Here is a 14,625-nt window from a genome sequence, read left to right as displayed (position 1 = left end):
GGGCGGGCGGCAGCATCGCTGTATGCAGGTATTCCGTTGTGCCCGGTGTCACTGCGAGCTGACCGCTCCGGTTTCCGAAGTGCCACTCCCGGACGACGCCCCGGCCCCGTATGAGGTGGAGGGCGAGTGCCCGCCGCGGGTTGCGCTGGGGGTGTTCGGGGTCGAATCGGAGCCGCAGGGGGCTTCCGACGGCCCCCGCCGAACGGTGGTGGTGGTGAGCCCGGGGGATGTACGGAATGTGCGGCCGCATCCGGATCGGCGGCGGCGGAATGGGTGCTGTGGGATGGACGGCTTGGACGGACCGAATTTGGTGTGTGCGGGGTGTGGGGCCGAGGTGGGGGTCGAGAGTAGCGATTGCTGGACTTGGCAGCAGGTTGCGTGGCTGCAGGGGGCGGTTGAGGGGGTGTGGTCGTGAAGTCGGCGGATGCGGGGCGGACGGTGAGTGCGTGGGTGACGTGGGGCGAGGAGAGGGTCGGGGTTGTCGGGCCGTTTGCGGTGGGGGTGCCGTGGTGGGCGGAGGTTGAGCCGGTGGTGGCGCATGTGGGGGGTGTGCTGGGGGTGCCGGTGGTGGTGTTGCGGCTGGTGACGGTCGAGGGTGGGGAGGGGGGCGGAACGGGCATGTGACGTATCACGTGGAGGCGTTGGAGCGGCCGGTGCCGGGAAGGGTGGCTGAGGGGTCTGGTGATTGGGCTTTGCTGGCGGGGGCTGGGGAGCTGCGGTCGCCGTGGGCCAGTGGGGAGGGTCTGCGGGAGGTGCTGGGGTGGGCGGCGGGCGCGTTGGATGAGCTGGGGCGGCCGGTGGTGGGGGCGGTGGAGCAGCGGAGGACGTGGAATCTGGCGGGGTTGTTTCGGCTGCCGACTGGTCTGGGGCCGGTGTGGTTGAAGGTGACGCCGCATTTCGCCGCCGATGAGGCCGCGGTTATCGGCGCGTTCGCGCAGGTGGACCCGGGGCTGGTTCCGAGGGTGGTGGGGGCGAGCGAGGGGCGGATTCTGCTGGAGCACGTGCCGGGTGAGGACTGTTGGGACGCGTCGGCCGAGACGGTCGACAGCGCCGTGCGCCGGCTCGTGGCCGCGCAGGCTGCTATCGCCCGGTCCGGCGATGGACCGTTGGCGGGATTGGCGGACCGGCGTGCGTCCGTGCTGGCGGAGAGGGTCCGCGAGCTTCTGGACGGAGAGGTCGGCCGCGAGCTGTCCGGGGAGGAATTGGCGGCTGCTCGGGCCTTGGTTGGGCGCTGGGCCGAGTTGGAGGAGTGCGGGCTGCCGGACACGCTCGTGCATGGCGACTTCCACCCCGGCAACTGGCGCAGCGACGGCGAGGGTCCGCCCGTCGTGGTGGACTTCGCCGATGCGCATTGGGGGAACCCGGTGCTGGATGGGCAACGGGTATGCGACTTTCTGCCCGAGGCCAAGCGGGCGGCGGCCGCCCGGGTTTGGGCGGATGCGTGGAGTTCCGAGGTGCCGGGATGTGAGGCGGCTCGGGCGCTGAGTGTTGGCGAGCCGCTGGCCCACTTGGCGTACGCGGTGCGCTATCAGGAATTCCTGGATGGCATCGAGCCGTCGGAGCGGGTCTATCACGTCGGGGATCCGGCGGCGGCGATCCGGACCGCCCTGCGAGGACTCCGTTGAACACACGGCTGGAGTCCGTCGTTGGCGCACGGCAGGCGGTCACCGTCATCCTGCCGGTCGGGATGGCCGCCGATCCCGGGTGGGCGGAGGGGCCGATGCCGTTCGAGCTCGGTGAGCGGCGGACGGATGCGGGGACGCGGGAGAGGTACTTCACGCCGGCGGCGGCGCGGGTGTTGTACGGGGCTCCGGGGCGGCCCTGCAGGTGGCACCGGTTCGCGGAAGTGGCGCATGGGCCGATGCGGTTGCACGGAATGGAGCTGCTGCGGACGGCTACGGACCGGGACCGCGAACGGGCGCTGGCGGTACTGCACTTCACGGTCGAGGGGCCGCATCTGCTGGGGGTGTTGCGGGCGATCGGGCATCGGCATACGGCCGCCCCGGATCCGCTGAGCGGGCCGCTGGCGCCGGAGACACTCCTCGGCGGCGTTGTCGACGCGGTTTCGCCGCAGGCACCGTTCGAGATCGCCCGACCGTACACCGTGGCATTCATGACGCCACGGGAGGGGGAAGAACCGGCGGATGAGTGGTTGTGGTCGCTCGCGTCGCGGTCCAGCGCGGTGGATTTCCCGGTGCGGGCGGAGGATCTGCCGGGGATGTTGAGCGACGTCGTGCGGATATCGGCTGACTGGAGTGCGCTGGTGCTGCGGCATGGGGCGGCGTATGTCGGCCATCGGCCTGATCGGGGCGACGGGGACTTCTACGAATTCGCCGCGCTCCACGCCCGCACCGTCTATCTGGACGCGCTGCTGCTGGGGACCGTACAGCGGGACCACATCAACGAGCTGGCGGACGATCTGTCGGAGGTCTTCGAGGGGGACACCGGGCTGGCGCGCCGGGTCGCCGCGCTGGAAGGGCGGATCGCGCGCTTCCGAAGTACGTACTGGCGGCAGCACCTTACGGCGCACGGACCGGCGAACGAGTTGCTGGTGGCGTATCAGGCGCTGCACCGGCTGCCGGCGCGGTTCGAGGCGATTCTCGCCGAGGCCGCCGACTACGCGCGCCTCGTACAGACCCAGGAGAGTCAGCAGATCGGCGGTGCGCTCGGGGTGCTGACCATCCTCGGGCTGCCGCTCGGTACCGCGCTGAGCATCCTTCAGGTGCTGGGGGATCAGAGTCCGTGGCATCTGCTGTCGGCCCTCGGGGCGGCCTTCGCCGCGACCGGGGCCGCACTCACGACCCGGTACGGACGCCTCGTCCTGTCCTCGCTGCGGGGCTCGGGGCGGCGGGTCAGGAGAAGAGACGGCGGGTGACGTTGGTGGTGGCGAGGTCGAGGAGTTCGTCGCCGCGGCCGGAGAGGATGGTGCGGGTGGCGTAGAGGGCGAAACCGGTGAGCTGTTCCTTGGTGATGGTGGGCGGCATGGAGAGCTCTTGGCGGGCGGTGAGGACCTCGACGAGGGCGGGGCCGTCGTGGTCGAGGGCGGTTTGGAGGGCGGCTTTGAGGTCGTCGGGGCGTTCGACGCGTTGGCCGTGGAGGCCGAGGGAATGGGCGACGTCCGCGAAGTGGGGGTTGTCGAGGCCGGTGCCGAAGGTGACGTAGCCGGCGGCTTTCATTTCGAGCTCGACGAAGCTGAGGGCGCTGTTGTTGAAGACGACGACCTTGACCGGCAGGTTGAGCTGCCTGAGGGTGATGAGGTCGCCGAGCATCATGGCGATGCCGCCGTCCCCGGAGAGGGTGATGACCTGGCGGCCGGGGTGGGAGGCCTGGACGCCGATGGCCTGGGGGACGGCGTTGGCCATGGTGCCGTGGGTGAAGGAGCCGACGAGGCGGCGGCGGCCGTTCATGGTGAGGTAGCGGGAGGCCCAGACGACCGGGGAGCCGACGTCGGGGAGGAAGACGGCGTCGTCGGCGGCGAGTTCGTTGATGACGCGGGCGACGTACTGGGGGTGCATGGGGGTGCGGTTGTGGTCGTTGACCGCGAGTTCGTCGAGGGACTTGCGGGCTTTGGCGTAGTGCTGGCGCATGCGGTCGACGTGCCGGGTGTCGGTCTTGGCGGTGAGGCGGGGCAGCAGCGCGTCGGCCGTGTCCCGTACGGTGCCGACGAGGGGGAGGTCGACGCGGGTGCGCCGGCCGATCTGCTCGCCGCGGATGTCGACCTGGATGACGCGGGCGTCCTCCGGATAGAACTGGCGATAGGGGAAGTCGGTGCCGAGCATGAGCAGGGTGTCGCAGTTCTCCATGGCGCGGTAGCCGGAGGAGAAGCCGAGCAGGCCGGTCATGCCGACGTCGTAAGGGTTGTCATACTCGACGAACTCCTTTCCGCGCAGCGCGTGGACGACGGGGGCCTGCAGGGCGGCGGCGACGGACACGACCTGGTCGTGCGCTCCGGCGCAGCCGGCGCCGGCGAGGATGGTGACGCGTTCGGAGCGGTTGAGGAGGTCGGCCGCGGTGTCGAGTTCGGCGTCGGAGGGGCGGGCGACGGGGGCGGTGGCGCGGATGACCGAGGGGCGCGTCTCGCGGTCGACGGAGGCGGTGAGGACGTCGCCGGGGACGACGAGCACGGAGACGCCGCGCTTCTCGACGGCCGTACGGACGGCGATGTCGAGGATGTACGGGAACTGCTCGGGGTGGCCGGCCAGTTCGCTGAAGACGGTGCACTCCCGGTAGAGCTCCTGGGGGTGGGTCTCCTGGAAGTAGCCGCCGCCGATCTCGGCGGAGGGGATGTGGGCGGCGATGGCCAGCACGGGGACCCGGCTGCGGTAGGCGTCGTACAGGCCGTTGATGAGGTGGAGGTTGCCCGGGCCGCAACTCGCCGCGCAGACCGCGAGTTCGCCGGTGAGCGCGGCCTCGCCGGCGGCGGCGAAGGCGGCGGCCTCCTCGTGGCGGACGTGCTGCCAGGCGAGGGTGCCGTCCTTGCGGAGGGCGTCGGTGAAGCCGTTGAGGGAGTCACCGGGGAGGCCGTAGACCCGGCGTACGCTGGCGGCCTTGAGGGACTCGACTATGAGGTCGGAGACCGTACGCGCCATGAGGTGCCAACTTTCCGCTGCGATCAGGACAGGGCCACCGACGCCTCACTCGTGTGGGTGAGGAAGGTGAAGGACTCCTGCAGATAGAGGTCGACGCTGGTGGTGTCGTGGGACTGGTAGCCGATGGACAGGTCCTGGCCCAGGCGGAGTTCGTGGTCGCCGCCGCGGGTGGTGAGCAGGAAGGCGCCGGTGATGGCGGGCGCCCAGATGATCTCGCCGTCGATGAGGCGGGCGAGGTGCTCGTGGATGGGGTAGCCGTGGTCGGAGGTCTCGTTGACGGCCGTGTACGCGTCCGCGCTGAGCGCCAGCGAGTACGGGCCGTCGACGCCGGCCAGGCGCAGAGCGGTGATGGCCTGGCTGATGCTGTCCGGGTAGTCGAGGGCCTGGGCGGGCAGGGTCAGCGGGGCGTTGTCGGAGGAGGCCCGGATGCCGTGGATGCCGGCGGAGGCGTAGCCCTCGAAGACGGCACTGTCCTCGGCGAAGGCGATCAGGCGGGCGGCGTCCTTGGCGGGCTGCCAGTCGGGGTCCTTGGCGCCGCGTTCGACGTCGTCGATGGCCCGGCGGTCGACGGTGAAGGGCACGCGCAGCTCGACCAGCGGCTGGGAGCGGCGCAGGCGGGCGGTGACGCCCGGCTCGGGTGGGTCGATCGGTGCGGTGTGCCCGGTGGAGATCGCGGCGAGGGTGGCGCCTTCCGCGTCGGGTACGTCGACGAGTCGGCGCCCGGCGAGGTGGCGGGTGAAGGTGCGGCGGACCTCGGCCTCCAGGTCGGCCCAGGCGGCCTCGGAGACGGGGGCGAGTTCGCGGTGGAGGTTGTTCATCGCGCGATCCTCCTCTTCAGGTCGCCGATGCCGAGGGAGCCGTCGGCGGCGGGGATTTCGGCTGGGAACTCCGCTTCCGCTTCGGATGGGGGTGGAGGCGGCGGGTCGTCGAGGAAGTCGGCGGTCGGGACGTGGAAGAGGCCCCCCGTGACCGCGGTGGAGAAGTCGAGCAGCCGGTCGTGATTGCCCGGGGGATCGCCGATGAACATGTTGTCCAGCATCCGCTCGATGACCGACGGGGTGCCGGCGTAGCCGATGAAGTACGTGCCGAACTCACCGCGCCCCGGAGCGCCGAAGGGCATGTTGTCGCGGATGATCTGCCGTTCGGTGCCGTCCGGGTCGGTGATGGTGGTGAGCGCGACGTGCGAGTCGGCCGGCTTGAGGTCGTCGGGCAGTTCGATGTCGGAGAGCTTGCGGCGGCCGACCGCCTGTTCCTGGGCCTCGACCGGCAGGGCGTTCCACGCGTCCAGGTCGTGCAGGTACTTCTGCACGACGACGTAGCTGCCGCCGGTGAAGTCCGGGTCCTGGTCCGGGTCGACGGCGCCGATCGCGACGGCGGTGTTCGCCGCGGGCCCGCTGGGGTTCTCGGTGCCGTCGACGAAGCCGAGCAGATCGCGTTCGTCGAAGTACTTGAAGCCGTGCACCTCGTCCTGGACCGTCACCGCGCCGCGCAGCCGCTCCATGAGCTGCGAGGCCAGCTCGAAGCACAGGTCGGGCCGGCCGGCCTTGATGTGGAAGAGCAGATCCCCCGGGGTGGCGATCGCGGTGTGCCGGGCGCCGGCGACCTCCCGGAAGGGGTGCAGCTCGGCCGGCCGCGGCCCGGCGAACAGCCGGTCCCAGGCCTCGGAGCCGATGCCGGTGATGCAGGCCAGCGTCCCTTCCGGGATCCGGAAGCCGACGGAACGCACCAGCCCGGCGAGGTCGGGCAGCAGCTCCCGTACGACGGGCTCACCGCCGGGGTCGATGGTCACGACCAGGAAGATGGCGGACCTGGTGATCGGGCTCAGCACCGCCTGCGGGACGGGCTGCTGGTCGGGCATGGCTCGCTCCTGACCCCTCGGGAACGCCGGACTTGCGTGTCGGACACGGTCAGCCTCTCATCCGGGCGTCACCTTTTCGCGGCGTCCAGAATGAGCCGGGTCACCGCGCCGGGGTCGGTCAGGTAGACCGCGTGCGGGGCGTTGACCTCGACCGTGTGGGCCTTGGCGCGCTTGGCCATGGAGCGCTCGGCGGCGGGCGCGATGGCGTGGTCCTGGCGGGCGACGAGGTACCAGGAGGGGATCGTCTTCCAGGCCGGGGTCCCGGACACCTCGGCGAGGCCCGCGGCGGCCGCCGGTCGCTGGGTGGCGGCCAGGACGGCCGCGCGGGCGGCGGAGAGCCGGTTGCTGAGGAAGACGTCCCGGAACTTGTCCGGCTTGATGTACAGGTCGGCGCCGCCCCCGGTGAGCGGCACCTGGTTGAGGGCGTCCGGCGTCAGATGCGAGCCCGGGAACTTGGTGCCGATGGACGCGACGGTCTCTCCCTTGTCGAGGGCGAACGCGGCCAGGTAGACGAGCGCCTTGACGTTGGCGTTGCCGGTCGCCGCGTTGGTGATCACCGCGCCACCGTAGGAGTGGCCGACCAGGACGACGGGCCCGGACACCGTCTTGAGCAGGGCCTTGAGGTACGCCGAGTCCCCGGACAGGCTGCGCAGCGGGTTGGCGGGTGCGATGACGCGGTAGCCGTCCCGCTGGAGGCGGCGTACGACCGTGTCGAAGCCCGAGGCGTCGGCGAAGGCGCCGTGCACCAGCACGATCGTGGGCTTGGGCGCCCTGGGCGAGGCCTGAGCCGCCGAGGCCGGCAGGGCCAGGAGCGCGCCGGCTCCCAGGCTCGCCGCCGCGGCGACGATCGCCAGAGGACGCAGGTGAGCACGCACAGAGGTCATCGAGGTCGCACAGGTCATCGAGGTCTCCGGGTTTCCGGGGCTGGGGAGTGCCTCACGCCGATCACGTTCGGCGGGCTCCTCCATCAGGCCCCGGTGCCCATGCGGCGGCCAGACGACCGCGTCCGTTCGGGTGAGCGGCGCAGTGCCCCGGCGGGCGCCGCCGTCAGCCCTTGAGGAAGTCGATCAGCGCCGGGTTGACGACGTCGGGATGCGTCCAGGCGATGTTGTGCGGCCCGCCGTCGACGGTGACGAAGGTCAGGTCCTTGACGAGGGCCGGCAGCCGGTTGGCGGTGGCCTCGATCGGCAGGATCCGGTCGGCGTTGCCGTGGAGGAGCAGGGTGGGGATGTCGATCTTGGGGACATCGGCGCGGAAGTCGGTGAGCCAGGTGTCCACGCAGGCGTACGCCGCGTGGGCGGAGGCGGCGACGGCGGCGTTGAAGCTGTTGTTCCAGGCCTGGTCGCTGATCCGCGTTCCGCCCAAGGTGTCGACGTTGTAGAAGTTGTCGAGGAAGTCCTTGAAGTACGCCGGCCGGTCGGCGACCACGGCGGCCTTGATGCCGTCGAAGACGGACTTGTCGACGCCCTCGGGGTTGTCGTCCGTCTTGAGCAGGAACGGCGGGATCGCCCCCATGAGGACGGCCTTGCTGACGCGCGCCGAGCCGTACGTCCCCAGGTAGCGGGTGACCTCGCCGGTGCCCATGGAGAACCCGACCAGGATCACCTCCGGCACGTCCAGGTGGTCGAGGAGCGTGTTGAGGTCGGCGGCGAAGGTGTCGTAGTCGTAGCCGATCACCGGCTGGCTGGACCGGCCGAAGCCGCGGCGGTCGTACGTGATGACGCGGTACCCGGCTTCCAGCAGGACGCGCTCCTGCTTCTCCCAGGAGTGCCCGTTGAGCGGGTAGCCGTGGATGAGGACGACCGGCAGGCCGCTGCCGTGGTCCTCGTAGTAGATCTCGATGGCCCCGGTGTTCTCCTGGCCGACGGTGACGAAGGGCATGGTTGTTCCCTCTTTCGGTCGGATTCGGCGGTACGGATCAGTCAACACCCGCCCGCCGCGTTGGACCACTCGGGGGAACGCGACCCGGGCGGGCCAGGCCCACCCCGGGCGCCCCGGGGTGGGCCGCGCGCCGCGAATGCTCTCTGCCGCACCCCGTGTGCGCCCCCGCAGGATGGCGCGATGGGAGCGATGGGACGACTGTTCACGCGCCGCGACAAGCGGGCCGCCGAGCCGGTGTCGGAGAGCGAGGAGGTGCTGTTCGGGGGGCGGCTACGGTACGACACCGGGTGGTCGCAGCACGAGCGGGCCTTTCTGGAGCTGTCACTGATGGGGATGGTGCGGCGGCTGCCGGGCTTGGTGGGCGGGACGGTGCGGCTGGCGTGGGAGGCGGACCGGCGGGCGCTGATCGTGGTCGGGCTGTGCGAGGTGGGGCAGGGGATCGTCCAGGCGGCGGGGCTGGTGGTGACCAACCAGGTGCTGCGGGCGCTGTTCGCGGGCGGCGGGACGCAGGAGCGGCTGCGGGCGGCGGTCCCGGCGCTGGTGGTGGCGGGCGTGATCGCCGTGCTGAACGCGCTGCTCGCCTCGGGCTCCACGGCCGGGACGGGGCGGCTGGAGCCGAAGGTGGAGCGGGTGGCCACCGAGCGGTATCTCGAGCGCGCGGCGCGTGTGGAGCTGGCTGCGATCGAGGACGCGGAGTTCCACCGGCTGCTGGACTCGGCGCAGTACGGGGCGACGGCGTCCCGGCACATGATCGGCGCGTGTGTGGCGGTGGTGAACGGGGTGTTCGCCTTCGCGGCGGCGGCCGGGGTGCTGACGGTGCTGCATCCGTAAGTCGTTGCTTAACCATCGTGTCGCTTTCTCCTAGTACACCTTGGAGTGATTTCTCAAAGTCTGTTGCAGTTTGGTCGTGTCGAATATCTAGGCTCGGCCCCATGCAGCTGATCAACTTCTCGTATGCGGGCTGGGAGTCATGGGACCTGTCCGCGAAGCCGCTCATCAGGGACCAGATGCCGGTCCTCATCGATGACGACCTGCTGTTCGAGGACGCCCCGGGGATACCGCGATCCACGGTTTACGTGAACCAGTGGCTGCGCGAGTTGCCGCTCAACGGGGCCCCAGCGATCCGGACATGGCGGAACAGTGCCGGATGCATGCGCGACTGGCTGGTGTTCCTCCGGAGCCGCGGGGTGAGCTTGGTCGGGGAGCGAGTTGACCTGCGCGCGGCGCTGAGCGTGTACGCCGAATACCGCCTGGCGGGAGAGTTGAAGGACCGGTGGGACGCCACCACGTGGAACTTGAACATCGGGATCCTGTCCGGCTTCTACACCTGGGCGCGCGACGAGGGAATCGCCCCGGCTGTCCCCTTCAGCTATCGCATGGGACGCCGGATGGCCGACGGCGTGCTGGTGGAAGTCGAGAAAAACCTGGCCAAGCTGCGGACTCCGCGACCCCATACGGCGGTCAAGTATCTGGAACCCGACTTCGCCAGGCTGTTCCTGCGGGTACTGGCGGGGCTGGGTCCGGATGGCGAACCGGATCCCCAGTACCGCGGACGGGAAGGTGCGCGGAACGCTGCGGTGGCGCAGATGGTGCTGTCCAGCGGGCTCCGTCGGCAGGAATTCACACACCTGACGATCTACGAGGTGCCGCCGCTGCCGACCCGCCCGCGAAAGCTGCCCGTGCTGTTCCCGCTCAGTCACGCGATCACCAAAGGACAGAAGGCCCGTACGACGTGGGTCGACTACGCGGCTCTCGCCGATGTGCATCAGTACATCGACCTCGACCGGGCGGCCTCCGCGCAGGGATTCCGGTGGCGTCCGCCGGCGAAATTTGGCGCGCCACTTGTGGTCGAGGAGCCGGACTGGGAGGGCGCACACCTCAACGGCGAGCGTCGTTCGTGGCGGAAGCTGAGGCCGGTCGAGCGATTGCGCCTTATCGCTCCGGACGGCGGGTCGCCGCTGCTGGGGCTGCAATCGAACGGCAAGCCGTTCGTTGACTGGGCGACGGTCTTCCGCCGGACCTCAGCCCGTATCCGTGAGCGGTTCGAGCCCAGGTTCCCGACCGTGACCCCGCACCGGCTGCGCCACACGATGGCGATGGCGACATTGGAGTGGCTGGTCACGGGCTACTACCAGCGGGCAGCAGCCCTGGTGGCGGAAACCGGGGACGACGCAGCGATGGCTCTGTACCTGACTCGGAACGAGCCGATGCTGATCCTGCGCGACCTGCTCGGCCATCAGAGCGTCCTGTCGACGGAAATCTATATTTCCCGTCTGGACGCGACCCGCATCTTCCGCAATGCCCACCGGGACACGGGCGATGCAAAGGACCCCGCCGCCACCGCCGAAGCCGGGACCGAATTCGACGACGAGGAGACCGGCTGATGTCCGCGTGGGTCGTAGAAGAGCCGCTGGGCGTGCACTTCGTCTTCATCAACGGCCGCGAGTGGACGGCGGAGCTGACCGGGCTGCCCAATCCTCAACTGGCTCGCGATCTCGCACAAGGACTGGCCGCCAACGCCCATCCGCAGGGCGGGATCGGAGCGAAGAACACGGCCAAGTTCCACGGCATCGCCCTGCGCCAGATGGTGATCCGTCTGGCCGAAGCCGGGTTCACCGGTGCGGCCTCGGACCTCACTCGAGCCACGGTGATCCGCTACTGGATGACCTGCACGTATGCGCGCGAGCGGGAGACTCGCATGCTGCTGAGGGGATTCGACGCAGTCACCGGGGCCCTTCGGCCGGAGGTTCGCGCGCATCTGGCGGGCAACCAGGTGCAGGCGTATCGCGCCAACCGCCCCTACCAGGCGTACACCGACGGCGAGTGGGAGCAGTTGGAGACAGCGCTGCGCGCCCGGGTGGAGAACAGCTGGGTCCGGCACCGACGAGCCATGCACCTCGCTGCGAACGGCGCAGACCCGATTGCGGCCGACAGCCGCGAGCCGCGAGACATCGCCTGTTTGCTGCTGCGGGAGGGACCGTTCCCGGACCGTCCCGGCTATGACGCGGGCGGCGGCACGGCGACGCAGGCGGAGTGGGATCTGCGCCGGACGGTTCGGCGGGTTCGTGACGACCTGTTCCCGACGCGGTCCGTGCAGGTCGCCTATGCGCTGCTGTTCGGGATGTACAGCGGGATCGTGCCGGACGGCGTTCACGATCTGGAACTGGACGGGGTCGAGTGGGCCGGTGACGCGGCCGTGCTGCTGACCTATATCAAGGGCCGCACGTCGCGTGAGAGCGTGAATCTTCCGGCGCGGGCGGTGCGGCTGCTGGAGAGGTGGCTGGAGCACGCAGCACCGTTGCGGCGCTTCGCCGACGGCGAGCAGGGGGAACAGATCTGGATCTCGCAGAGTCCGATGGGAAGCAAGCGGGGCGTCCTCGGCCCGCCACCGTCCGGAAAGACCCAGCGGGTGCTCGGCAGGCAACTGGGCCTGGTCGGTGACGACGGCCAGCCTTTGGTCATCCACCGGGGTCGGATTCGCGCGACCTACCACGAACGGCTGGCCAGGCGGGGATGGACCGGACGAGCCACGATCGACCCCAACCACACCGCCCGCACCGAGGGCGACCACTACGTCACCCCGACCAATCCAGCCCAGTTGGACGCAGTGGAGTCAATCATCGAGGACGGCCAGAGCGACATCCTGCGCAAGGCCCGTCCGCCGGTGGTGCTCACCAGCGAGGAGGCGGCCGAGTTCGCCGAGGGCTTCCCCGACGAGGTGCGGCGTTTGGGACTCGATTCCGCAGGGATCGCTGAGTTGGTGGGTGGCGAGCGCGATGTGTTCACCGCCGCGTGCGCGGACATGTTGGCCGGTGTCCATGGGCCGGCAGGGCAACCGTGCCCGGCGCGGCCATGGGTGTGCCTGCTGTGCCCGCTGGCAGTTTTCCTGCCGCGTCACTCCGCGAATTTGCTGCGCTTGAACGCGTTCTTCGGGCGCCAGTTCCGGCAGATGCCCGCCGAGCAGTTCATCCGCGTATTCGGCCCCTACGCCGACCGTCTGACCAGCGAAATTCTTCCCAAGCTCTCAGCAGAGGCGAGGGCGAACGGTGAGCTGGAAGTCGCAGACGACGACACCGACCTTCCGCTCCGCCCCGAGGAGGGGACCGCATGATGCCTGGCCCCCTGTCCGCATCCGCTCCGGGTTCCCGCCGGACGGTCTCGGTCTTCGCCGGTGTCGACGTCTGCGCGACTGCCGGTCTGCGGCTGCCCGACCGCGCGCCGCGTTCGCGCTTCGAGGACGACTGCTGGGTGTTCTCCGAGATCCTGGACGCGCACCGGATGGTCAGCGACCACGAACTCGTGTGGGATTTCACCCAGATCCGCAACCCGCGGTGGCGGGTGGTGGCCAAGGAGATTCTCCTGGCGATGCTCGCCCCCCAGTACGAAGCCGTCCTGGAGTGCGCTCACGCCCTTCGGGCTGTGCGCAGCCCGCGCACTTGCTTCACGTTCCTGCAGCATTACGTGGAGTGGTTCAACTGGCTGCACCAGCTTGGCGTCGCCGCTCTGGAGGACGTCACGCAGGAGATGTGCGAGCGGTTCGTGGAGGAGCATTCTTGGAGCGTGCCCGTCCCGGGGCGGCCGAGACGGCGTCTGGACTCGGCCTCGGCCACGGGACACGTCCGCGTTGTCCAACTCATCGCCAGGTACGGGGAATTGCTGTCCACGGACGGCTACCTTCCAGGATTCTCCCCGTGGAAGGGGAAGACCTCCAGTCAAGTCACGGGGCGCAAGGGGAAGGGCCCGAACAAGACCCCGTCCGTGCCCGACGAGCTCCTGCAGCCGCTGCTGGCCACCTGCCTCTACCTCGTCAACGAGGTGGGGCCGCATGTCGCGGACTTGTGCGACGCACGACGTGCGGAGAAGGCGGCGGCGGACGCCCAGCTGGCGACCGGGGTCACCCTGGAGCACATCCCTCAAGTGCAGGATGTCATGGCACGGCTGCGGGCCAGCGGAGAGCCGCTGCCCGCAGTCGATGACGTCCAACTACGCAAGCGGACCACGCTCGGACAAGAAGGAGCATTGAAGCCACTCTCCTGGGAGGCGCTCGCACGCATGGCCGGGGCCCGCAGGTTCAACGAGGACGCGCGGATGCAGTTGGAGCCGGAGCTGACCGAACTGGCTGCCCAGGTGGGCTTCCAGGCTCCCCTGGCACGGCACGCCGCCGTGATCCCTCGCGCGGACAACGGTGAACCGGTTGCCTGGACGCAGCCGCTGGCCGAGCAGGACCTGCGCTTCATGGTGATGCACGTGGTGGCGGCCTGTCTCCTGGTGACCTGCGCGTTGAGCGGTATGAGGACCAGCGAGTTGCTGGAGATCGAGACAGGCTGCCGGCTCCCGGCAGCCACAACTCCCGGAGGTGGGCGCCGCTTCAAACTCGCCAGCCGTCTGATCAAGGGGCAGAAACTCGGCGGGGTCCCCGACCAGTGGGTGGTCATCGAGCAGGTCGACACGGCTGTGGCCCTTGCGGAGCGACTTTTGGACCGCACGCCGGGAGAGGCGTTGTTCGCCACCATTGAACTGGGAGGCCGGGTTACGAATCTGCGCCGCTGGCTGGAGCGCACCAGCAACCGAGAACGCTGGGGGCTGCCGGTCGTCCCCGACGGACCGGTCAACGCACGGATGTTGCGGCGGACCTTGGCCCTGGCCATCGCCGAGCGGCCGGGCGGGCTGCTGGCCGCGAAGGTCGCCCTCAAGCACATCTCCGTAGCCACCACCGAAGGGTATGCCGCCCGCCCAGGTGGATCCCAGCGGCTGTTCCACTCAGAGATCGAAGACGCCGAGGAATCACACCACGTGCAGTTGACGGTGGAGGCATTCCGCGATGTCCAGGCAGGCCGGATGCCCGTCGGCCCGGGGGCACGGAGCCTGATCGAGGCCTTCAACCACGTGGACGCCACTCTCCAGGACACCGCCCGCACCGACCCGAAGGTACTGACCAACGACCGCCACCTGGAGGGCCTCCTGCGCAAGCAGGCGAAGACCCTCCACGTCGGACCGGCCAACTACTGCTGGTTCCGCGACCCCACCAAGGCTCTGTGCCTGCGGTTGGCCGGAACCCCAGATGCGAAGAAGCCGCTTACGGGGATGTGCGATTCGGCCCGCTGCCCGCAGGCCACCCACCACCCCTGCCACCGACCCGTCTGGGCAGGACAGGCCCAGACCATCGACGTCTTCATCACCAGTCCTCGGGTCGCCAAGGGCGAGAAGATGCGGCTGGTGCCCGAGCGCGACCGCGCCCTGCGAGTCGTCGCCGAGATCGATGCCGCCTCCCAGGCCGCGTCCGCTGGAGAGGACTGA

At 69.8% G+C, this 14,625-nt stretch carries 11 protein-coding genes; 6 read left to right on the top strand and 5 right to left on the bottom strand.

The window, feature by feature from the left end; genetic code table 11:
* Window positions 1-752 precede the first annotated feature (752 nt).
* On the top strand, window positions 753-1,625 hold the full coding sequence (locus ACFXJ5_RS21880; RefSeq protein WP_384633404.1) for a phosphotransferase family protein: 873 nt from the start codon (window positions 753-755) through the stop codon (window positions 1,623-1,625).
* The gene (locus ACFXJ5_RS21875; RefSeq protein ID WP_384633401.1) at window positions 1,622-2,875 is read left to right on the top strand and encodes a hypothetical protein; all 1,254 of its coding nucleotides are present in this window, start codon (window positions 1,622-1,624) and stop codon (window positions 2,873-2,875) included. The genes ACFXJ5_RS21880 and ACFXJ5_RS21875 overlap by 4 nt, the downstream gene beginning before the upstream one ends.
* Here the strand turns inward: ACFXJ5_RS21875 and poxB are convergent.
* From poxB to ACFXJ5_RS21850, 5 genes are all read right to left on the bottom strand, one after another.
* Window positions 2,853-4,589, bottom strand: a complete 1,737-nt coding sequence (poxB, locus tag ACFXJ5_RS21870) for a ubiquinone-dependent pyruvate dehydrogenase (protein WP_384633400.1) — start codon at window positions 4,587-4,589, stop codon at window positions 2,853-2,855. The genes ACFXJ5_RS21875 and poxB overlap by 23 nt on opposite strands.
* 23 nt (window positions 4,590-4,612) lie before the next feature.
* Window positions 4,613-5,407 carry a family 1 encapsulin nanocompartment shell protein gene (locus ACFXJ5_RS21865; protein ID WP_384633398.1) on the bottom strand — a complete coding sequence of 265 codons (795 nt, stop codon included), beginning with the start codon at window positions 5,405-5,407 and terminating at the stop codon, window positions 4,613-4,615.
* Entirely contained in the window at window positions 5,404-6,447 is a 1,044-nt protein-coding gene (locus ACFXJ5_RS21860; RefSeq protein ID WP_384633396.1) for a Dyp-type peroxidase, read from the bottom strand. The genes ACFXJ5_RS21865 and ACFXJ5_RS21860 overlap by 4 nt, the downstream gene beginning before the upstream one ends.
* Before the next feature lie 68 nt (window positions 6,448-6,515).
* Entirely contained in the window at window positions 6,516-7,349 is an 834-nt protein-coding gene (locus ACFXJ5_RS21855; protein WP_384633394.1) for an alpha/beta fold hydrolase, read from the bottom strand.
* Window positions 7,350-7,494: 145 nt separating this feature from the next.
* The gene (locus tag ACFXJ5_RS21850) at window positions 7,495-8,328 is read right to left on the bottom strand and encodes an alpha/beta fold hydrolase (protein WP_384633392.1); all 834 of its coding nucleotides are present in this window, start codon (window positions 8,326-8,328) and stop codon (window positions 7,495-7,497) included.
* Window positions 8,329-8,517: 189 nt separating this feature from the next.
* On the opposite strand from ACFXJ5_RS21850, the gene ACFXJ5_RS21845 reads away from it, so the two are divergent.
* The 4 genes from ACFXJ5_RS21845 to ACFXJ5_RS21830 all read left to right on the top strand — a co-directional run bounded on the left by ACFXJ5_RS21845 (window position 8,518) and on the right by ACFXJ5_RS21830 (window position 14,625).
* Window positions 8,518-9,159, top strand: coding sequence for a hypothetical protein (locus tag ACFXJ5_RS21845; RefSeq protein WP_384633389.1), 642 nt, complete (start codon window positions 8,518-8,520; stop codon window positions 9,157-9,159).
* A gap of 101 nt (window positions 9,160-9,260) precedes the next feature.
* On the top strand, window positions 9,261-10,712 hold the full coding sequence (locus ACFXJ5_RS21840) for a site-specific integrase (protein WP_384633386.1): 1,452 nt from the start codon (window positions 9,261-9,263) through the stop codon (window positions 10,710-10,712).
* Window positions 10,712-12,439: a hypothetical protein gene (locus tag ACFXJ5_RS21835; RefSeq protein WP_384633383.1), complete on the top strand. Its 1,728-nt coding sequence runs from the start codon at window positions 10,712-10,714 to the stop codon at window positions 12,437-12,439. Before ACFXJ5_RS21840 ends, ACFXJ5_RS21835 begins: the two co-directional genes overlap by 1 nt.
* Window positions 12,436-14,625: an integrase gene (locus tag ACFXJ5_RS21830; RefSeq protein WP_384633380.1), complete on the top strand. Its 2,190-nt coding sequence runs from the start codon at window positions 12,436-12,438 to the stop codon at window positions 14,623-14,625. Before ACFXJ5_RS21835 ends, ACFXJ5_RS21830 begins: the two co-directional genes overlap by 4 nt.

It is taken from the genome of Streptomyces sp. NPDC059373 (genome assembly GCF_042751495.1).
Classification (GTDB): Bacteria; Actinomycetota; Actinomycetes; order Streptomycetales; family Streptomycetaceae; genus Actinacidiphila.
This window is presented reverse-complemented; position numbering and strand designations above follow the sequence as displayed.

Excerpts from the sequence above, each read along its gene's own strand:
- ACFXJ5_RS21830 (WP_384633380.1), top strand. The coding sequence starts at position 12,436 with ATGATGCCTGGCCCCCTGTCCGCATCCGCTCCGGGTTCCCGCCGGACG.
- ACFXJ5_RS21845 (WP_384633389.1), top strand. The coding sequence starts at position 8,518 with ATGGGACGACTGTTCACGCGCCGCGACAAGCGGGCCGCCGAGCCGGTG.
- ACFXJ5_RS21865 (WP_384633398.1), bottom strand. The coding sequence starts at position 5,407 with ATGAACAACCTCCACCGCGAACTCGCCCCCGTCTCCGAGGCCGCCTGG.
- ACFXJ5_RS21850 (WP_384633392.1), bottom strand. The coding sequence starts at position 8,328 with ATGCCCTTCGTCACCGTCGGCCAGGAGAACACCGGGGCCATCGAGATC.
- ACFXJ5_RS21860 (WP_384633396.1), bottom strand. The coding sequence starts at position 6,447 with ATGCCCGACCAGCAGCCCGTCCCGCAGGCGGTGCTGAGCCCGATCACC.
- ACFXJ5_RS21855 (WP_384633394.1), bottom strand. The coding sequence starts at position 7,349 with ATGACCTGTGCGACCTCGATGACCTCTGTGCGTGCTCACCTGCGTCCT.
- poxB (WP_384633400.1), bottom strand. The coding sequence starts at position 4,589 with ATGGCGCGTACGGTCTCCGACCTCATAGTCGAGTCCCTCAAGGCCGCC.
- ACFXJ5_RS21840 (WP_384633386.1), top strand. The coding sequence starts at position 9,261 with ATGCAGCTGATCAACTTCTCGTATGCGGGCTGGGAGTCATGGGACCTG.
- ACFXJ5_RS21835 (WP_384633383.1), top strand. The coding sequence starts at position 10,712 with ATGTCCGCGTGGGTCGTAGAAGAGCCGCTGGGCGTGCACTTCGTCTTC.